Here is a 20,853-nt window from a genome sequence, read left to right as displayed (position 1 = left end):
ACATACAGATCAATCTTTTATATTATAAATACGATAAACCAACAAAAAAACGCCTTGGAACGATCTAATTTTTATTTATAATGTTTATTTACACATAAAATAAACATATGTAACTATATGTAATTGCTTTAATTTTTTCTTAATTATACTTTAAGTTATTTTAAAGTAAGGTTTTAGGTTCAAGTTTGCGAGTAGATTCTTTTATAAAGATAACAATCGGGAAGGAGAAGGTTTTTATGTATAAAATATGTTTTATTTGTAATTTATAATGTGTTTTTATCTGATTTTTTTGTATTGCTTATCTGATTATTAAGCGGATCATGATGTGACAAAAGAGATGAAGTTACTATTAGGATTAAGACCACCTTAAATAAGGTGGTCTGTTCAGATATTATAATTTAGCGAAAGCTCGCTCTGCTGCTGCAATGGTGTCTGCAATTTCTTTTTCAGAATGCTCTGCACATACAAAGCCTGCCTCAAATGCAGAAGGTGCTAGGTATACGCCTTCATCAAGCATTAAGTGGAAGAACTTTTTAAAGCGCTCTAAATCACACTCTGTTGCTTGTTGGTAGCTGGTTACTTTCTCTTTATCAGTAAAGAAGAAACCATACATGCCGCCAGCATAATTGGTTGTTAGGGGAATGCCTGCTTTTTTCGCTGCTGCTTCAAAGCCGTCACATAACGCTTTGCTCTTAGCTTCAAGTTCATCATGTAAACCATCAACACTTAATAGCTCAAGCGATTTTAAGCCGGCAGCCATGGCTATTGGGTTACCTGATAAAGTACCTGCTTGGTAAACCGGACCAACGGGCGCGATATAATCCATGATTTCTTTTTTACCGCCAAAAGCACCCACTGGCATACCGCCACCAATAACTTTACCAAGGCAAGTAAGGTCTGGTTTGATGTTGTAATATGCTTGTGCGCCCCCTAAAGCAACACGGAAACCTGTCATCACTTCATCAAAAATAAGCACTGACTTGTACTCATCACACACCTCACGTAGACCTTCTAAAAAGCCTGGTACTGGTGGGATACAGTTCATGTTGCCAGCAACTGGTTCAACGATGATACAGGCAATCTCGTCGGCGTATTTGGCAAAAATGGCTTTTACTTCGTCTAAGTTATTAAACGACACCGTTAATGTGTGTTTAGCAAAATCCTCTGGAATGCCCGGTGAGTTAGGCACGCCCATAGTCAATGCACCTGAACCTGCTTTAACAAGCAGTGAATCAGCGTGACCGTGGTAACAGCCTTCAAACTTTAATATTTTGTCACGGCCAGTGAAGCCACGAGCAAGGCGAATCGCACTCATTGTTGCTTCAGTGCCTGAGCTCACCATACGTACTTTTTCGATTGATGGAACAAGCTCTTTTACTTTTTCGGCCATTAAAATTTCGGCTTCAGTGGGGGCACCATAGCTTAAGCCATTTTCAACTGCCTCGAGTACTGCCTGTTTAATAGCTGGGTGATTATGCCCCATGATCATTGGGCCCCAAGAACCGACATAGTCAATGTAGCGGTTACCATCGGCGTCGAACGTAAACGGACCTTCGGCTTTGGTGATAAAAAGAGGGGTGCCGCCTACGCCATTAAATGCACGAACGGGTGAGTTAACACCGCCTGGGATTGATTCTTGCGCGCGATTAAAAAGATCTTGGCTAATTGTCATGAATAGTCCTATTTGGTTGTCACGTTAAATGAGAGGTTTGCAAGGGCTCAAGCGAGCCCTAAACGTAGATTATTAGCTGTTACGTTTACGGCTAAACCACGGTACGTTGACTTCATATTGCTCAACTTTGTCAGCAACATCTAAGGTCAGAGCAAACAAGGCCATGCGAATTAATACGCCGTTTTGAACTTGGCGGAAAATTGCAAGGTTATCGTTGCTGTTTAAATCGTTATCAAGCTCGTTTGCTTCTAAACGGCTGTCACGTGGGAGTGGGTGCATCAGTACTGAATTTGGCTTACAGTGTGTGTTGTAAATTGCTTGGCTGATACGGAAACCACCACGGTATTTGTTTGCTTCTTCTTGCGAAGGAAAGCGTTCTTCTTGGATGCGGGTTTGATAAACAATATCTGCCGCAAGGTTGCCTTCCATTTTGTCAACCAGTTGAATTTTATGACCCGCATTATCAACAGCATCTAAAACATAGTCTGGCATTTGTAAGCCGTCAGGCGCGACCATTGAAAATTTAATGTCTTTATAGTGGCACAGTAATTTAGATAACGAGTGAACAGTACGGCCATATTTTAAATCACCAACAAGGGCAATGTGCATACCGTCTATTGGTTGATTAAAACGCCCCAGTTCACGTTCGATAGTTAATAAATCGAGTAGTGCTTGAGTGGGGTGTTCATTAGGACCGTCACCGCCGTTAATGACAGGTACATCACAGCCTGTTGCAAACTCGGCTACCGAGCCTGCATCTGGGTGACGCATTGCAACGGCATCAGCATAAGCTGAAATAACACGTGCTGTGTCGTACAGTGATTCACCTTTGGCTAACGCTGAGCTTTGCATGCCCGTAGTTTCACGCACTAAACCACCGAGTAGATTAAAGGCGGTGCCAAAGCTGACACGTGTTCGCGTGCTTGGCTCGAAGAATAAATTAGCTAATATAGCGCCTTCTAACACATTGGTGCGCTTTTGCTTTTTAGCATAGGGCTCCATTTTCTTAGCAACTGCAAAAATACGTTCAATACAATCGCGATCAAGTTGATTGACCGACAGGATATTTTCACCTTGGAAACTTAACATGGGGCTTGTTCCTAATCACATTTATAAAGGCGCTGACACTCTGATGGGAGGTCGCATAAATTTGCGCCGTACTATAGCAAATTTTTAGCGTACACAGCAGCAAATTATAAGCTAGGTTTAATAATTGCTAATGCGACAATCGCCAATAGAATCAGCACCGGAATTTCATTAAAAATGCGATAAAAACGATCGCTACGTGTGTTGCGATCATGCTTAAAATCAGCCAATAACTTAAAACAGTAGGCATGGTAGATATATAAGATAATAACGAGCACTAACTTATAGTGAAGCCACATGCTGTATTTGAACCATTCACGGCCATATTCAACAATTGTCAGTACCCCAAAAACCAGTGTTAATACCGCAAAAGGGGTAACGAATAACAGTAAGCGTCGCTCCATTACTTTTAACATTGAGTTACAGGCTTTTTCTTCGCTCATGGCGTGGTAAACAAATAATCGTGGTAAGTAGAAAATACCAGCGAACCAAGCAATCATAAAAAATACATGAAACGTTTTGTAAATTAATAGCGCACTCATTTATTGATCCATTTTAATTGTTATAACAGGCTATTGCGTATGGTCAGAATATGTCTAATTTGGTCCCAACGCAAAAGCCCCATAATTTGCTGATTATCAAGTAAGTTATATATATACACCGCACCGCTTCGTTTATCTTTAAGCAAGTCAAAGGCATCCGCGAGTGTGGCTTGGCTACTTAAACCTGCGAGACTGACATATTTAATATTACTGTTTTGATCTGACATCAAGCTCAAGTCATATTCTGCTAGGCGATAGCCATTTTCGTCATCGTGAACAATTAATGGTGTTTGACTGTCAATGGCATCGAGAGATGCTTTTATTTGTTCTTTATCATCGCTGTATAGCAGTTTGAAATGCTCATCCATTTCTTCCATCACACCCACTTTTTGCAACGCCTCGGTTGCTGGCGAAATTTGATATTCAAGTCCTTGGAAATCCAGTTGTTGCATAAAGATAGAGCGGTTACCAAAGAATTGCAGCGCGGTAACATACGCTGTTGAGATAACGAGCATGGCAGGCACAATAATCTCAGGACTTGAAGTTAGCTCCATCACGGTTGTAAGTGCGGCAAGCGGCGCATGTAAGGTGGCCGCAAGTAAGCCTGCCATTCCAAGCATGCTGTAAGTACCTGCAATATCAACCCCTGGGCTAATAAACTGCGCAAAAAATGCCATTAACGTGCCCATAAGTACGCCTAATCCAATCACGGGGCCAATAATACCGCCGGGTATCCCCAAGCCAATAGCAAATAAAGTTGCTAATAGCTTGGCAATTAAAATGGTCGTCAAAAACTGCACATCATCGGGTGATTCAATGGCAATGGTAATTGCACTCATACCAGAGCCCATCGCATGCGGCACCATGTAGGCAATTAAACCTGCAATTAACCCTGCAAGTAATAAACGTGGAAACATGCTTAATGGTTTAAAAGTGCGAATGATCAACATTAAGTTTTGATTAAACGCATACGCAACTGCTCCCAGCGCCATACCAAATAAGATTAAAAATGGGTAATGCCAGCCACTGAGTGGGTTCATGGTAATAAGCGCCAGTTCAGATGCATCACCAAACACAAATTGGGTGGCGAGTGCGCCTGTCACCGCGGCAAGCATAATTGGCACAAATATGTGTACTTTGTATTCCCTAAGTACGACTTCCATTACAAAGATTACCGCAGCAAGTGGGGTATTGAATGAGGCTGCGATACCCGCTGCAACACCGCAGCCAGTCAGGGTTCTCATGGCATTGTGGGGTAAATGCAATTTATCGGCAAGCAAACTTGCACCCGTTGCTCCCATGTGGACAGAAGGACCTTCACGACCCACTGAAAAACCACTAATTAACGCCAACGCTCCACCAACAAATTGGTTAACGGTGTTGTACAGTGGCATTTGGCCATAATGCTTTTTGATTCGGTGAATTACAAAGGGGATCCCTAAACGGTAGTGTTTAAAACCCGTTAATGCGGCAAATAAAGCAATTAATAAGGCAGCGCCGACAGGGAGTAATACACGTTCAAGTGTGGGAAGAGTCGTAAAGTCGTCAGGTTTTTCTAAAAATAAGCTTTGGAAAAACATGATCGTGAGGCGAAATAATATGATCAACACTGCCGCAATTAGTCCCGCACTTACACCAAGTAAGCACAATTGCACAGATGTTTTAGGCTTTGCTAATCGACGCCTTAGCCTTTCAAGCCACATGCATTCTTCCTCACAGCACTTTTGAGCCTGAAGTTTAGCAAATCAAACTCGCTAAGTCGTTGGGATTTTATAAATTTATCTAGTTTTTGGGTAAATTTGACTGTTTTATGTTGTCTTTGTCTAGTTGCCTTTTTAATTCGGGTAGCCGTGCTTTAATTGCTTTTGATAGTTCAGGTATCAGCGCTGCGTGTTTTTTATTTATCACGGTATTGACTGCTAACTGACGTAATACGATTACGTGAAATTCTTTTTTTAAAGAGGCTAGTTCATTTTCAAGTGCGGGATACAGAATATAATTTATTCGTTTTTTTCTTAATAAATCAAGGCTGTGATTGAGCGCTTCGTTGTGCGTAATACGCGCTTTAATATCAAACTCACTTAAAAGCTCAGTATTGCCAGTGGTGCTGATAATATTCTTGCTAGGATCGTACAATATTTCTCGACTGCAAGGTAACGCTTGTCGGCATAATAATACAATGTTTATCACGCTGAGACTTGGCTCTACGACAACGACATTTTCAAACTCTTTAATAATACTTTTAGCTCTGACAACGTCTGCATCAATGATCCCCGCGTTGAGCAACAAAAGCCCTCTTCGTGCAGGCGTTGCTTGTATTTGGGTTTTAATGCCAATGTCATCATATATTTGGCTAATGAACTCATTAAACGGTGAGATACTCGGTATGTCTATATAGGTTAATAGCAGCTTTTTTGGTTTTGTGTAGACCATCGTTTCGAGGTTATTGATGCTAAATAACGATTGTAAACGCGTGGCTTTTTCGCGGTTTTCAGGCGCATTACGAATGCCTATCACTAAAGGGGAATCGACAAACTGGCTAACAATATGGGGTTTAGACACATTTTTCTGCGTGGCAAAGTAGTTGAATACTTCAGGGGCTGCAATGGCAAAGTTTATTTGGTTTGTCTGAAGTAAGTGAAAAAGCTCTTCATCATTTGCGGCGCGAATAATACTGCTTTCGTAAGCTTGAATGACCTTTTCAACTTCATCAGGGTAAATATAAGCACCAACGATACCCACTTTACTTTTACTAAATAGTTGCTCAATGCTTTCATAGTGTTGCACGCTACTTTGGCTGGTCATCACAGCAAGTTGTGAAGTTAAAATGGGGGATGAAGCAATAAACCCTGCTTGTATCTCAGAAAGCCACGCGGGATAGTAACCTAGATACCCCGGTTGCTCTGCTTTTTTTAGTGCATCTTGCCACGGTAAATATTCCACGCTTAGCGCTATCCCTTCTGCGGCAAGTGAGTCTCTTAATAAGGCGATTGCATCTCCGCCATTGGCCATTTTACTGCTCGCATAAGGCGGCCATTCTAACGAGATTATTTTCCATGTTTGTTGCTCATTAGCGCTCGTGAAAGCAGCATGAAATATGCAAAGCAGAAATAGAATGACGGATAAATAGGGTGCGCGCATGGAAAATATTTTTTATTAATCGTTTAATAAGTATACGCAAAAAAACACGTTGCAGACATTTTATCTTTTTAATTATTCATTTGTACTGGGGTATGCTTTCATGGCTACTGCGTTTTTGTTTATACATGCGCTCATCGGCTTTATGAAGTAGTTCATCAAGTGATTTAGCATCATCAGGATAGATGGCATAGCCAACGCTCGTGGCAATATTTAAATAGCCAACTTCAGAGGCGATAGGAGCCGAAATAGCATTGATAAACCGTGTAAGTGCCCGTTTCACTTGGCTAAGGTTTTCGATATCGGTTATGACAACAACAAACTCATCGCCACCAATACGCGCGACACAATCTGTTTTACGAGCCGTATCTTGTAATCGTTTGGCTACTTCAACAAGAACAAAGTCACCCATTAAATGGCCGTGGGTATCATTAATAGGTTTAAACTTATCTAAGTCAAAGTATAAACATCCCACCTTTGCCCCGGTGCGTTCACTGCGATCAAATTCGTGTTTTATGAACTTACTGAGTGCATTTCGATTAGCAAGGCCTGTTAAATGATCTGTTTGTGCTAACTGCCTTATTTTCTTCTCTGCCATTACCCGTTTAGTAATGTCAAAGTTAACCCCAATCATACGGTTGCCATAAATACGTCCATCGGCATTTAGGTAACGAGTTTGCCCAGAGGGTAATACTATTTGAAATTCAGCATGAAACTCTTCGTTGTTTAATAGAGCAATCTTGAGTTTATTGGTAACTCGCTCATATTCATCAGGGTGCAGAGTATTAGCCCATGTTGCGTAATCGCCTTTAAACTGTGACTTGGGTATTTCGAACAGGGTATGCATCCAGTCATCCCAAATTAATTCGTTGGTTTCAAAGTTCCACTCCCAAATACCAATGTGCGCTGCATCGGCAGCCATCGACATGCGTTGATGCAAGTTTTCAAGTTCTGTTTTGGCTTGTTTTAGCTCTGTCACGTCTTCTGATACATCGAGTAAATATCGTGCTTTTCCATTACTGTCTTTAATAGCCAGTTTACGAGTACGTAAGTAATGTGTTTTACCGTCAACCGTTACTGGCTTTTCATCTAATGTGATTATTCCGTCTTTATTAAGCACGTCTCGGTCTGTTTGGGCAAAGTTTGCAGCTTCGTCATTACTAAAAATATCAAAATCATTCAGACCTATTAATTGCTCTTTACGTCTGCCAAGCAGTTCTTCGCCAGCTTTATTTACATGGCTAAAACTTAAATGCTCAGCTTCTTTTACAAACAGCATGATGGGCAAGTTATCAAAAATGGTTTGTGTGAATGCTTCCTGATTTTGGATGTCACTTAAATCTTTAATCGTGGCGACATAGGGGCCTTTTTCTTGTTTGCCTATCGAGCTGATTGTGAGTGTGATGGGAAACAACTGTTTATTTGCTCTTTGTCCTTTTAACAGTCGACTTTTACTTTTTTTTGCGTTTGGTATGTTAAGTTGAGAGCCGTTAAATATATCGCTGAGTTCAGCTGATTTTTCAGGGATAAGAAGGTGAATATGTTTACCAATTAAATCATCGGACCGGTAGCCAAATACAGGTAACACGGCTGGATTCGCAAATTCTATAATTCCCGTGCTATTAAAGCTTATAACGACATCTTGAACAGTGTTAAGCACGGCTTTGAGTTTGGCGGATAATAAACTTCGGGCTCTTAATTCAACAATCCCCAGCACAAGAAGGCTCAGCGCCAATAAAACAGTCATCACAAGTTGTGCAAGGGTGGAGTTGTCGTGTGTGTTTATATATACGGTGTGCTCTGTTTCAAATACAGACATCGAAATCATACCAATATAATGCATGCCCGATATAGCACTGCCCATTATAATTGCGCCAAGCAGATTAATGCGGGTGTGATGAATGCCTCGAGATTGTCTCAAATCGTTAATTTTTAACGCAATACCCGAAAGAACAATGGCAACCAAAATAGACAAAGAGAATAACCAAGGCTCATAAGCCATATGAGCTGGCATCATCATGGCCATCATGCCAACAAAATGCATACAGCCGATCCCAGCCCCCATTAAAATACTTCTGAATATGAGTCTTCGACCGTGGCTAAGTGCCGGTGACAATACAATGTAGCTTGCAAATACACTGGGTAGTACCGAGAGTAAAGTAATGGTGGTGTTGTATTCAATGGCAATGGGGAGGGTATAAGCCAGCATACCAACAAAGTGCATGCCCCAAATGCCAATCCCTAAAAAGCAGGAAGCCAGTATTGTCCATATTAAGCTTTCGTTTTTTAAGTGTGAGCTTTTAATGCGACTAGATAGTAAAAAAGACACATACGATGCGAACACCGCAGTAATTATCGAGGCAAAAACCAATAAACCATCATAGCTTGCGGGGATAACCGGTGCGCTATCTATATTGGCATTAATAAAATGGAGCCTTAAATGATCTATCACTATGATGATCCCTCATCGTTAAATTTTGCTTAATTCAAAAGTAGTACAAATAAACATTAGCTCAATGCTAATGGGTTGGCCAATTCGGTCTCGTAAAATATGATGACTTTGTGGCGATACTTGATTAAAACACTCGGGTATTAGATAATCGTCATATCATAGGTTTTGAGGGTTTTGGTATGTCGGATGAGTTGCCAATAAAGTTCAGCGATGCAGCAGCTGTTCGTGTTAAACAGTTAATCGAAGAAGAAGAGAATCCAGATCTAAAATTACGTGTTTATGTAACAGGTGGTGGTTGTTCAGGTTTCCAATATGGTTTTACTTTTGATGAAAAAGCCAACCCTGGCGATTTAGAAATTGTAAAAAACGGGGTGACCTTAGTTGTTGATCCAATGAGTATTCAATACCTTGTCGATGGCACAGTGGATTACACTGAAGGCCTTGAAGGAGCACGCTTTTTTGTCAACAACCCCAACGCAACAACAACCTGCGGTTGCGGCGCTAGCTTCAGCGTTTAAAAAATAATTTGAAAAAAGCCACTTGATGTGGCTTTTTTATTGCTTACACTTCCTAATTATCCCAGCCTAACTATACTTACGCATCATTAGAAGGAATTTTGCGTTGCTAAATCTAAGAACAGCACTCGAAAAGAAACCTTATATTTTAGCTATTTTTATTGTACTTGTGATTGTACTTTGGATGCTTTCTGGCATGACTGAGTCACCGGAAGTCGATGATGAAAATAATCACCAAGTTACAAATTCAGACCGAATTGCCAAAGTACAGGTGGTGCGGTTAACCGCACAAAATATAAATAAAAACCTTACTTTTTATGGTAAATCAGAGCCAGATAAAACCGCCAATATTAGTGCCAGACAAGCAGGCCAAGTAACTGAAATTTTGGTTGAAGAGGGGCAGTTTGTAAAACAAAATGAGATTATCTTACGGCTTGATAAATCAGATTTAAAAGCTCAAATAACCTCGGCCAAAGCGCTGGTTGCTCAATATGAAACTGAATATGAAGGCGCATTAAAACTGAATCAGCAAGGGCTGCAAAATAAAGTACAAACGATGCGTGCTCAAGCATTATTGCAACAAGCTAAAGCGGCGCTTGCGAGTTTAGAGCTGATGTATCAGCGCACAGATATTCGAGCGGCATTTGATGGTGTGATCAACAAACGCTTAGTACAAATCGGTGATTATGTTGGCATTGGTGACCCAATTCTGCAATTGGTTGACCTAGACCCTCTGATAGTGAGAGCCGATGCGACACAAAAAGAAATTCAAGGTTTACAGGTTGGTCAAGCCACGTTTGCCCATGTTCTTAATGATAAAACCTACCCAGGAAAAATTCGTTACATCGCCTCCGTCGCAGATGAAAGCACAAATACATTCAGAGTGGAGGCTGCATTTGCGAACCCAGGTATGCACTACAAAGCCGGGTTTTCGACACAATTAAATATCGAGTTACCCGCAGAACCTGCCATGCTTTTAAGCCCTGCTTTTATGGCATTGGATGAGCAAGGCAATATCGGGGTAAAAATAGTCAATGATGATAATAGGGTAGAATTTAAATCGGTAAATTTAGCAAAAACTACCGAAGAAGGTGTGTGGTTGTGGGGCCTAGGTGAGCAAGCAAATGTGATAACTTTAGGGCAGGGCTTTGTCAGAGCAGGAGATAAAGTTGAGCCTGTATTTGCTGAGGTAGCGAGCAAGTAAGTATGAAAAACTTAATTGAGGCGTCGTTAACTCATACCCGCACGGTATTATCTATTTTTATTCTATTGTTGATATCGGGATGGGTGACTTATCAAACCATTCCAAAAGAAGCCAATCCAGATGTCACCATTCCTTTTATATATGTTTCGATTATTCATGATGGCATTTCGCCAGAAGATGCCGAGCGCCTGCTTGTAAGGCCTATGGAGATAGAGCTCCGCTCAATCGAAGGGGTTAAAGAGATGACAGCCGTAGCAAGCGAAGGCCATGCTTCGGTCACACTTGAGTTTCTTGCCGGTATGGACCCTAAAGAAGCGTTGGCAGATGTACGCGATAAAGTGAGTTTGGCAAAAGCGAAGTTACCCTCTGAATCAGAAGAGCCAGAAGTACATGAAATACTGATGGAAGATCAGCAACCAACCATTACTTTAACGTTGTCAGGTAATTCGCCAGAGCGAGGGTTACTCACATTAGCGCGAAACCTTAAAGATGAGCTTGAAAGTATTTCTAGTGTCCTTGAGGTCGATGTCGGTGGTGACCGAGAAGACATGGTTGAAATTGAAGTTGACCCATTAGCCATGATTTCATATGGGCTAGAACCAAGCGATATCATTCAACTGCTGTCGAATAATAACCGTTTGGTCGCAGCAGGAACCCTCGATACAGGCAAAGGTCGTTTTGCGGTAAAAATACCGTCGGTTTTCGAAACGATTCAAGATGTAATGGAGCAACCTGTCAAAGTCGTGGGTGACCGCGTTGTGCGCTTTATGGATGTCGCAAAAATTCGCAGAGCCTATAAAGACCCAACCTCAATAGCGCGGATTAATGGTCAACAGGCTGTTTCGTTAGAAGTTAAAAAGCGCGCAGGTGAAAATATTATTGATACCGTTGAGCAGGTTAAACATGTGGTTAATGAAGCTCAAAAGCGTTGGCCTGAGCATGTTCGTGTGGACTACACCGGTGATATGTCGAAAGACGTTAAAATGATGCTGTCAGATTTGCAAAACAACGTGCTTTCGGCCGTTTTGCTGGTGGTGATTGTTATTGTGGCTGTACTAGGTGCTCGTACCGCTTTTTTAGTTGGCATTGCTATCCCCGGTTCATTCCTCACCGGGATTTTGGTCATCTCCATGTTTGGCTTAACGGTAAATATTGTGGTGCTATTTGCACTTATTATGGCCGTGGGGATGCTGGTTGATGGTGCGATTGTGGTTAGTGAGTTTGCTGATCGGGAAATGAGTGAAGGAAAACCTCGCAAAATAGCCTACCGTCATGCAGCCGAGCGAATGGCTTGGCCTATTATCGCGTCAACAGCCACAACCTTAGCTGCATTTGCGCCATTGATTTTCTGGCCGGGAATGATGGGCGAGTTTATGAAATACTTACCAATTACATTAATTGCTACGTTATCGGCATCACTGTTAATGGCCCTTGTATTTGTTCCTACAATTGGCGGCTTAATTGGTAAAACGAGGCCATTATCTGCACAGCAAAAACTTGACTTGGCACTGGCTGAGTCGGGCGATTTAACGCAAATAAAAGGGGTGCTTGGGCGTTATATCCGAATGCTTGACTTTGCTACGCAGCGACCGTGGTGGAGCTTAACTGCTGCGATTATATTCTCTGTTTTGGTGTTTTTTACTTTTGCCGTATCAAAATTAGGGGTTGAGTTTTTCCCCGATGTTGAACCTAATGGCGTCAATATTAAGGTGCGTTCGTACAGCGATTTATCTATTTATGAAAAAGATGTGATCATGAAAGAGATAGAATCAAGGATCTTAGAAGTCCCAGGTATAAAAACCTTGTATGCAAGGACTGGGGGCAAAGATCAGGTGGGGACGTTCAGAATGAATCTTAAAGAGTGGGATGAACGACCGCCAGCCGAGAATATTATTAGCCAAGTAACGGAAATAACAGCCGGTTTCGCGGGTGTTGAAATTGAACTACGCAAGGATGAAAACGGGCCCGGTGGCGGCAAAGCACTGAGTATTGAGCTAAGTTCAAAGTTTGTAGACGTATTAAATAGCGAGGCAAAAAGAGTACGGCAAGCGATTGAAGATGACGGGGCGTTTCGTAATGTAGACGATACAGCGTCTAAGCCGGGGATTGAGTGGCAGCTTGAGCTCAATCGCTCAGATGCAGCGCGTTTTGGTGCCGATGCAAGTATGTTAGGTGCGAATGTGCAGCTTATTACAAATGGTTTGAAGCTCGGCGAGTACCGACCAGATGATGTCGATGATGAAATTGATATTCGAGTTCGTTTTCCTCACGATAAACGAGATTTAGGCCGCTTAGAAACGTTACGTGTCAAAACCATACACGGACAAGTGCCGATTAGTCATTTTGTTGAGCGCCAAGCCGCTCCTAAAGTTGATACAATTCGCCGAGTTGATTCACAGCGAGTAGTTACCGTTAATGCCGACATGAAGCCAGGTGAGCAGCTTGCCAAAGCGCTGCCACGCTTACAGGCGCAATTAGAAGAGCAAGGTCTCGACCCGCGAGTAAAAATTAAAGTGCGGGGTGAAACTGAAGATCAAGATGAGTCAGAGCTTTTTCTTGAGCAAGCATTTGTAGTTGCTTTGTTCGTGATGGGGATTATTTTAGTTACTCAGTTCAATAGTTTCTATCAGGCATTTTTAATTTTAAGTGCCGTGTTATTCTCAACTGTTGGTGTATTCTTAGGTTTAATTGTACTTCAACAGCCCTTTGGTATTGTTATGTCGGGTATTGGTGTAATTTCACTGGCAGGGATTGTCGTTAATAATAATATTGTGCTGATTGACACTTATAACGTGTTGCGTCAGCAGGGCTTGGCTGCAAAAGATGCAATCCTCAGAACAGGGGCACAGCGTTTACGGCCCGTACTGCTTACTACCGTTACGACAATTCTTGGCTTAATGCCGATGGTGCTACAGGTCAACATTGACTTATTTAATCGCCAAATCGACTTTGGGGCACCTTCTACGCAGTGGTGGGTGCAATTAGCAACGGCCGTAGCGGGCGGGTTAACATTTGCAACAGTTTTAACGCTGGTGTTAACACCCTGCTTGCTTATGCTACGAGATCGCGCGCGCTAGTTAATAGAAAGTGACCCTAGTGTTGGGTCACTTTAATCATTAGTAAGAAAAAGCCTAAAACCACTCCAGATATGATCAAAATATAGACGAACCCTTTTTTGCCTTGCTTAATTGGTACACGATTTTGTTTTAAAAAAAGGTACCACGCTACACAGAGTACAATTGGCAACAAAAATAATATACGAAACATTTCCTAGCCTTTTTCAGTATTTACATACACTTTAAGCATAAGTATGCAATTTTTAAAGTTATATTTTCAATTTTACAAGGTTCCAATTGAACGATTTTTTGGTACAGTTAAGCAACTAATAATAGAGCTTGTGCTTTAATTTTAGCTTAAACTTAGACTTGTTAACAAAAACGGTCTATACCTAAAAAGTGGACATTTGTATAATTAACCGTTCACAGAAAAAGTTATTAGTATATAATGTATCCAAGAGTGAGACGGGCAAAATTTCGCTCTAAATTTATTAACTTGAATCATCTAGTAGGAGATGTATTTTATGATGGGTAAAACAGTTTCTTCTGAAGAAAACTCAAAATTAACAAAATGGTTAAAAACTAAACGCCATGAGAAAGGCCATACAATGCGCAGCCTAGCACAGGTTTTAGGTACGCCGCATTCGTTCATTGGTAAAATTGAAAACCAAGAACGTCGTTTAGATGTAATCGAATTTATGCGCTATTGTGATGCGCTAGAAGTGGACCCATACGAAGGTCTTAACTTACTTAAAGAAGCTTAATTATTCATTACACGCAGGCAGCCCTTAGCGTGCGTGGTAATGCAAATAGTGCATGGATGCACTATTTAAGACCCCTCTAAATACAGGTTACATTTAATCACATACGTTCTTATTTTGTTAATTGCTCTTATGATAGTTGCTTTCTAATGCATAAAGTTTGTGGCGTATTAAGAATAAAAATACCAGCGACGGAATAACCATAACGGCAGTAAGCACAAAAAACAGTGCCCAATTCCCTGATAACCAGTCATCAATCACCACACCACTGTAGCTTGAGAGTAGAGTTCGGCCTAAATTTCCTAATGAGGCAAGCAAGGCGTAGTGCGTTGCACTGAAGGCTCGGTCACAGAGCATTGATATAAACGCCACCATGGCAACGAGTGACCAAGCTTGTGTAAAGCCATCAACAATAATAGCAAACGCGTATAGGCTTAATTTAGGGCCTGCCACGGCAATCCACGCAAAGGCTAGGTTAGAAGCAGCCATTGCAATACCACTGATAAATAAGCCTTTTACAATGCCGTAGCGCTGATTGAATAGACTACCCACGAAAGTAAAAGCGATAGTAAGAAAAGCGGTACCCACTTTTGAGAAGGTAGCGATGTCGCTATTGCTAAAGCCAATCTCTTTGTAAAACACGATAGACATGCGCCCTAAAAATGCTTCCCCTATTTTAAATAAGAAGATAAACGCTAGTAGCGCGAGCGCGGTTTTTACCCCGTTGCGTGCAAAGAAGGTTCTAAATGGATCAAAAACGGTTACCGCTAACCATGCAAGTACTTTGGCAAATCGCGTTTGCTGTCCCCCAGCGAGTTTTTGCTGGTAGGTGTGCTCAAGTTCAGCTTGGACAACTTCACGGTTTGATTCAGGCTCTTTTGCCCAAAAAACACTGCTCATTAATAGCAGCATGACAACGGATAAGAAAAAATAAACTTGGGGCCAGTCAATGGATGGAATATCTGCCATATAAAAGGGCAGGGCACCTAACAGTGCGTAGCCACTCCACCAACCTGATGTCGCCATAGCGGCGGCTGCGGTCGCTTTATGGCTTTCATTCTCGCTTAAGGTATCAATACGAAACGCATCAATGGCTATATCTTGAGTGGCAGAGGCAATGGCGATAACTAAACACAGTGCAGCTGCAAACCAAAGGTTCGCTTTGATATCTAGTCCTGCCAGTGAAAAAGTGCCTATAAAAATCACTGACTGACAAAGCAAAATCCAGCTGCGACGCTGGCCAAGCCATTTAAATAATACTGGCAACTTTACGCGGTCGACCAACGGAGACCATAAAAAGTTAATACTGTATGCACCAAACACAATGCCAAATAAGCCAATCATGCTGCGGCTTAACCCTTCATCTTTCAGCCATGCTGACATCACCGAGCCAATTAGTACCCAAGGAAAGCCACTGCTAATGCCGAAGATAAAAATATTGATCAGACGTTTGTCTTTGAAGTACGAAAAGTACTCTGAAATTGAAAGGGTTTTTGTCATAGTGTTGCCGTGTTTGTGGGGGCGCCAAGCCCCCTAATTATTATTGATTAGCTTCGAGTACTTTTACATTTAAAATAACGACAGGGGTTTTAGGCACAAAGCTGTAACCTATTTTTTCATTGAATGCAGTTTCAACACGCATGATCTTGTCTAAGGTCTCATAACCATCCATAACCATACCAAACACAGCAAATCCCCAATCACGGCCCGGATTTAAGTGATCGTTGTCATCCATGTTAAAGAAGAATTGACGTGTACCTGAGTGCGGTTTGCGGTCTTGATAGGCCATGGCGATACTGTACATGTCATTTTTTAGACCGTTACCGCTCTCGTTGAAGATAGGGTCGTTTTCGTGCAGACCGTCGTAGTCTTTATCGTAACCTCCCCCTTGAATTACAAAGTCGCGTTCATTATCTTCATCACGTTCAACGCGATGAAACACGCTTCCTTGATAGCTGCCGTCGGCCACATAAGTTAAGAAGTTATTGACCGTTATAGGGGCGCGAGAGCGATCCATTTCAACAACAATACTTCCCAACGTGGTCACTATTTCGACCCGTGGAAACATGTTGTCTTTTTGAATAAATTTACCTTCAGTTGCCGCGAATGAACTGTGAGCAAATAATAAAATAAAACTAAGTAATAAAATGCGCTTCATAGTTAACCTTCTAAATAGGCGATTAATTCTGGGTCAGATACAATGCGGGTAATTAATTGTTCAGTCAACTTATTCAGCTGACTCTCAATTTTGGCTCGGTCATGGCTTAGAGGGCCTTCAAGGTTCGCATTGCCATGGTAGACTTTACTGAAGCTACTGTCGTTTCTGATAACTCGCACACCAAACTCGATGCTTGCGGCGCTGGTGTGAGTCATCATTTTTTCAGTGACCACTGCTTGTAATTTATGGATATCAATTTCGAAACGCGTGGTGGCAAGATTAGAAATACTGACACCATTGCGGCTCAACGCGCTATCAAGTGCACTTTTAACAGAGTCGGTAATACCTGGACTTGCAAGCGTTTTGGTTTTATCTGATTCGATAATTTTTAATGTCACATTGTCACCACGTAAATCAATGACACTGGTGCTCACATTACTATTAATTTGAGTGATTTTACCGCTTTGATATACGGGGTTTAAAATTAACTGATTTGGTTGATTGCTGCACGCAGCCAGCAAAAGCACCGCACATAAAGGAAGTATTTTTCTCATTTATATTGCTCCATTAATTATTTTTAATCGCACTAAGCACGACAAACTTTTTATTAGAACCTAATAACTTACAGTTGCCGAACATACGCTTTAATTTTTCATGATAGTCTAAATGACGATTACCAATTATTCTTAACTCGCCGCCAGGTTTAAGCGTCTGTTTAGCTTGTTTAAACATCTGCCAAGCAATGTGGTCTGTGACAGCTTGCGCCTGATGAAAAGGTGGGTTGCATAACACCAGGTCAACACTATTCGCTGCAAAATCGGTTAAGCAGTCGTTTTGCACGAACTCACAGTGTGCTAGTTGTTCGGGTAAATTAGTTTCAACATTGAGTCGTGCTGACTCAACCGCCATATACGATTCATCAACAAACGTAAGCTGTGCTTTAGGGCAACGTTTTAAAGCCATTAAACCCACCACACCATTGCCACAACCTAAATCGATGATACTGCGCGCTTTACTGGTTTGTGGTAAATAGTTAAAGAAAAAGCGGGCGCCGATATCTAATGAATCGCGCGAGAAAACATTTGCGTGATTTTGAATTTCAAATTCGCTGCCCTCCAGTGGCCAGCTAACCGGAAATGCAGCGTGTTTATCTAATCCACTTGTTTTACTTATGACTAAGCGTGATTTTTTTACGGCTAAGCTGGTTGTTGTTTCACCGATAAACTGGCTAAACGCTTTAATTGTCGAGTTATGAATCTCTTTAGTTTTTCCCGCGGCTATTACATCAATACCAGCAGGTAATGCTGCACTAATCGCTGCTAATTGATGTTGCAAATAGCCTAAATTTCGTGGCACTTTTAAGATCACTAAATCAACGTGGTTTGGTAAACTCTCAAGTGAGTTTAAGCGCGTTAACGAATCCGCTTTTAACTCATTGGCGTTTAAATTATAAAGGGTGGCCTGATGGGCAATATACGAATCATTAACTGAATAAACGGTTAACTGGTTAAATGCACATGCCAATGCCCCAAAGCTGTCATTGAGAATAAGGACAGAATTTGCGTGTGAATGGTGTTCATGTACATAATCAATTAGGTACTCATCAGCAGAGTCCCAGGCCTGGAGGCTACGATTTTTTTGATCTAAAGGAAAACGTTCAAGGGTATAGGTGCTATCACCGAGCTGTGCTTGGGTGGTCATCATGTTTTTACGATAAGTATTTAAGTATAGGTAAATTCTAACATGCAACAGCCAAACGCCAACCCTAATCATCTACCAAATGGCTTTTCTTATCAGGCCCAAGCTCTTAGTGCCCAAAAAAGCCTCGACTTATTTTATTACTTAGAGCAAAACCTACATTGGCAACAGCCCGAAATTACGGTGTATGGCAAACGTCATGTTATCCCACGCTTGCAATGTTTTATTGCTGATGAAAACGTTAATTACGCTTACTCAGGATCAACATTGATTGTTGAACCTTGGCCTGATGTGCTGGATGCCATGCGAAAACGTTTAACGGCGCAGTTACAGATACCTTTTAATGCTTTATTGGTTAATTTGTATCGAGATGGCCACGACTGTATGGGGTGGCACAGTGATGATGAACCCGAACTTGGCAAGCAACCGACGATTGCGTCTATTTCGCTGGGGGCTGAGCGTGTGTTCAAAATAAAACATAAACACACCAATGAGCAACAGAGTATCGTGCTACAAAGTGGCAGTTGCTTAATAATGAATGGCACAAGCCAACGGGATTATCTGCATAGTTTACCTAAGCAGCAAAAGCTTAAGCACCCTCGAATTAACCTGACCTTTAGATCAATAATGTAAAATCATTGGAAAAATGAACCATCCCCTTGATATAGTAACGCTCAATTATTTTGCTAAAAGGTTTATGACAGATGTCAATGCAACAACAAATTGAGCAAAAGCTCGCCGCGGGTATTCAGTGCAAGCACCTGAATGTTGTTAATGAAAGTCATATGCATAGTCGCGGCACTGATTCACATTTTAAAGTGATTGTAGTGAGTGAAGAGTTCGCAGGTAAGCGCTTACTAGCCCGTCATCGTCAAATAAATGAGTTATTAAAAGATGAGCTTGCTAATCATATTCATGCTTTAGCGATACACACGTTTACGCCTGATGAATTTGCACAACATCAAGGGCAAGCGCCTGAATCACCTGCGTGTATGGGCGGTTCTAAGTTTGATTAATTGGATGGTGTGATCAGTTATATATTTTATATGACTGATCAGACCTGTATTTTTACTATTAGCCTTTAAACTAGCGCTAATTTTTATTGTGATAGATATAGGATGATCAATGGTCATTAAGCCTAAAATTCGTGGATTTATCTGCACTAACGCGCATCCAGTAGGGTGTGCTGAGCACGTACAAGAACAAATTAATTATGTGAAAGCGCAAGGACCACTAAGCAATGCACCTAAAAATGTATTAGTCATTGGTGCGTCAACAGGTTACGGCCTAGCATCACGTATTACGGCTGCATTTGGTGGCGGCGCAAACACCTTAGGTATCTTCTTCGAAAAAGAAGGGGCAGAACGTAAAACAGGGTCTGCTGGCTGGTACAACACCGCTGCATTTCAAGCCGCTGCGGAAGAAGCTGGTCTGTGGTCTAAAAACATCAATGGCGATGCGTTTTCAAATGAAATCAAGCAAAAAGCAATTGAGACTATCAAAGCAGACTTAGGTAAAGTTGATTTAGTTATCTACAGCTTAGCGTCACCACGTCGTACAGACCCAAATACGGGTGAGACATATTCGTCTACATTAAAGCCAATCGGTTCAGATATCACGACTAAAAACTTAAATACGTCTAAGCGTGTGATTGATGAAGTAACGGTTGAAGCGGCAAGCCAAGAAGACATCGACAATACAATTAAAGTAATGGGCGGTGAAGATTGGGAAATGTGGATTGATGCATTAAAAGAAGCCGATGTACTTGCTGATAACTTCAAAACAACAGCGTATACCTATATTGGTAAAGAGTTAACGTGGCCAATTTACGGTCATGCGACAATTGGTAAAGCAAAAGAAGACCTTGACCGTGCAACGCAAGCGATTAAAGAGTCAACAAAAGACTTAAATGGCGAAGCGTATGTGTCTTCTTTAAATGCTGTGGTAACGCAGGCAAGCTCGGCAATTCCAATTATGCCACTTTATATCTCTGCATTATTTAAAGTAATGAAAGCAGACGGTACGTACGAAGGCACCATTGAGCAAATTCACGCGCTATTTACTGAAAACCTTTATGGCGCCACACCTCGTTTTGATGACGGTGGTCATTTATTCCAAAACTACAAAGAATTGGAAGACGATGTGCAAGCGCGCGTACAACATGTTTGGGATACCGTTGATACAGAAACGATTGACGAATTAACCGATTACGTGGGTTACCATAATGAGTTTTTACGTTTATTCGGTTTTGGTATCGACAGCGTTGATTACGAGCAAGATGTGAATCCTGTTGTTGAAATTTCTCAGTTGATCGATTAATCGATAAAAAACGTTAAATTTATAAAAGTCGCTTTTTTAAGCGACTTTTTTGTTTTTTCTCTAAAATAAAACGGCATCAATAGCACTTTGGTCTATATTGAATTTTATTCAAATGGATTTTGTAGTCTAAATAATCACATCAGTCGTATAAATTTAATATTTGCTCTCGCATAGTCACCCTGATTGATGTTAAAATTCGGGCAATATATGTGAGGAGTTTACTGCGTTGCTTGTTTGGTGTGTTAAACAAGC

Annotated in this window: 17 protein-coding genes; 7 read left to right on the top strand and 10 right to left on the bottom strand. The window is 41.4% G+C overall.

Annotated elements, in window-relative coordinates:
• Positions 1-391: 391 nt before the first annotated feature.
• The 6 genes from hemL to GZH31_RS12225 all read right to left on the bottom strand — a co-directional run bounded on the left by hemL (position 392) and on the right by GZH31_RS12225 (position 8,890).
• Positions 392-1,672 (bottom strand): glutamate-1-semialdehyde 2,1-aminomutase, encoded by a 1,281-nt coding sequence (gene hemL / locus GZH31_RS12250; protein ID WP_075594428.1) that lies wholly within the window; start codon positions 1,670-1,672, stop codon positions 392-394.
• 72 nt (positions 1,673-1,744) lie between these two features.
• Positions 1,745-2,761 (bottom strand): aspartate carbamoyltransferase, encoded by a 1,017-nt coding sequence (locus GZH31_RS12245; RefSeq protein WP_036966441.1) that lies wholly within the window; start codon positions 2,759-2,761, stop codon positions 1,745-1,747.
• A 104-nt stretch (positions 2,762-2,865) separates the two neighbouring features.
• Positions 2,866-3,300, bottom strand: a complete 435-nt coding sequence (locus GZH31_RS12240) for a CopD family protein (protein WP_036966443.1) — start codon at positions 3,298-3,300, stop codon at positions 2,866-2,868.
• A 20-nt stretch (positions 3,301-3,320) separates the two neighbouring features.
• Complete coding sequence (locus GZH31_RS12235; RefSeq protein ID WP_036966445.1) at positions 3,321-5,003, bottom strand: chloride channel protein; 1,683 nt, start codon at positions 5,001-5,003, stop codon at positions 3,321-3,323.
• A 79-nt stretch (positions 5,004-5,082) separates the two neighbouring features.
• Positions 5,083-6,312 (bottom strand): transporter substrate-binding domain-containing protein, encoded by a 1,230-nt coding sequence (locus GZH31_RS12230; RefSeq protein WP_075594429.1) that lies wholly within the window; start codon positions 6,310-6,312, stop codon positions 5,083-5,085.
• Between the two features lie 205 nt (positions 6,313-6,517).
• Complete coding sequence (locus tag GZH31_RS12225) at positions 6,518-8,890, bottom strand: diguanylate cyclase domain-containing protein (protein WP_083633686.1); 2,373 nt, start codon at positions 8,888-8,890, stop codon at positions 6,518-6,520.
• A 179-nt stretch (positions 8,891-9,069) separates the two neighbouring features.
• Between GZH31_RS12225 and erpA the strand changes: the two genes are divergently transcribed.
• From erpA to GZH31_RS12205, 4 genes are all read left to right on the top strand, one after another.
• The gene (erpA, locus tag GZH31_RS12220) at positions 9,070-9,408 is read left to right on the top strand and encodes an iron-sulfur cluster insertion protein ErpA (protein ID WP_036966451.1); all 339 of its coding nucleotides are present in this window, start codon (positions 9,070-9,072) and stop codon (positions 9,406-9,408) included.
• A gap of 103 nt (positions 9,409-9,511) precedes the next feature.
• Positions 9,512-10,609, top strand: a complete 1,098-nt coding sequence (locus GZH31_RS12215) for an efflux RND transporter periplasmic adaptor subunit (protein ID WP_036966455.1) — start codon at positions 9,512-9,514, stop codon at positions 10,607-10,609.
• 2 nt (positions 10,610-10,611) lie between these two features.
• Positions 10,612-13,686, top strand: coding sequence for an efflux RND transporter permease subunit (locus GZH31_RS12210; protein ID WP_180311045.1), 3,075 nt, complete (start codon positions 10,612-10,614; stop codon positions 13,684-13,686).
• Between the two features lie 503 nt (positions 13,687-14,189).
• Positions 14,190-14,429, top strand: a complete 240-nt coding sequence (locus tag GZH31_RS12205) for a helix-turn-helix transcriptional regulator (RefSeq protein ID WP_036966461.1) — start codon at positions 14,190-14,192, stop codon at positions 14,427-14,429.
• A 117-nt stretch (positions 14,430-14,546) separates the two neighbouring features.
• Here the strand turns inward: GZH31_RS12205 and GZH31_RS12200 are convergent, their stop codons facing one another.
• The 4 genes from GZH31_RS12200 to GZH31_RS12185 are packed head-to-tail and all read right to left on the bottom strand — an operon-like array spanning position 14,547 to position 18,285.
• Positions 14,547-15,926: an MFS transporter gene (locus tag GZH31_RS12200; protein WP_036966464.1), complete on the bottom strand. Its 1,380-nt coding sequence runs from the start codon at positions 15,924-15,926 to the stop codon at positions 14,547-14,549.
• Positions 15,927-15,966: 40 nt separating this feature from the next.
• Complete coding sequence (locus tag GZH31_RS12195) at positions 15,967-16,584, bottom strand: peptidylprolyl isomerase (RefSeq protein ID WP_036966468.1); 618 nt, start codon at positions 16,582-16,584, stop codon at positions 15,967-15,969.
• Between the two features lie 2 nt (positions 16,585-16,586).
• Positions 16,587-17,138 (bottom strand): YajG family lipoprotein, encoded by a 552-nt coding sequence (locus tag GZH31_RS12190; RefSeq protein ID WP_036966471.1) that lies wholly within the window; start codon positions 17,136-17,138, stop codon positions 16,587-16,589.
• A 13-nt stretch (positions 17,139-17,151) separates the two neighbouring features.
• On the bottom strand, positions 17,152-18,285 hold the full coding sequence (locus GZH31_RS12185; RefSeq protein ID WP_074989066.1) for a methyltransferase: 1,134 nt from the start codon (positions 18,283-18,285) through the stop codon (positions 17,152-17,154).
• Positions 18,286-18,327: 42 nt separating this feature from the next.
• Here GZH31_RS12185 and GZH31_RS12180 point away from each other — a divergent pair, with 42 nt between their 5' ends.
• The 3 genes from GZH31_RS12180 (at position 18,328) to fabV (ending at position 20,601) form a co-directional block, all read left to right on the top strand.
• Positions 18,328-18,915 carry an alpha-ketoglutarate-dependent dioxygenase AlkB gene (locus tag GZH31_RS12180; RefSeq protein WP_180311044.1) on the top strand — a complete coding sequence of 196 codons (588 nt, stop codon included), beginning with the start codon at positions 18,328-18,330 and terminating at the stop codon, positions 18,913-18,915.
• A gap of 71 nt (positions 18,916-18,986) precedes the next feature.
• Positions 18,987-19,298 (top strand): BolA family transcriptional regulator, encoded by a 312-nt coding sequence (locus tag GZH31_RS12175; protein ID WP_074989043.1) that lies wholly within the window; start codon positions 18,987-18,989, stop codon positions 19,296-19,298.
• 109 nt (positions 19,299-19,407) lie between these two features.
• Positions 19,408-20,601: an enoyl-ACP reductase FabV gene (fabV, locus tag GZH31_RS12170; protein WP_118844574.1), complete on the top strand. Its 1,194-nt coding sequence runs from the start codon at positions 19,408-19,410 to the stop codon at positions 20,599-20,601.
• The last annotated feature ends 252 nt before the right edge of the window (positions 20,602-20,853 follow it).

It is taken from the genome of Pseudoalteromonas sp. JSTW (assembly GCF_013423925.1).
In the GTDB taxonomy this organism is placed as follows: domain Bacteria; phylum Pseudomonadota; class Gammaproteobacteria; order Enterobacterales; family Alteromonadaceae; genus Pseudoalteromonas; species Pseudoalteromonas lipolytica.
This window is presented reverse-complemented; position numbering and strand designations above follow the sequence as displayed.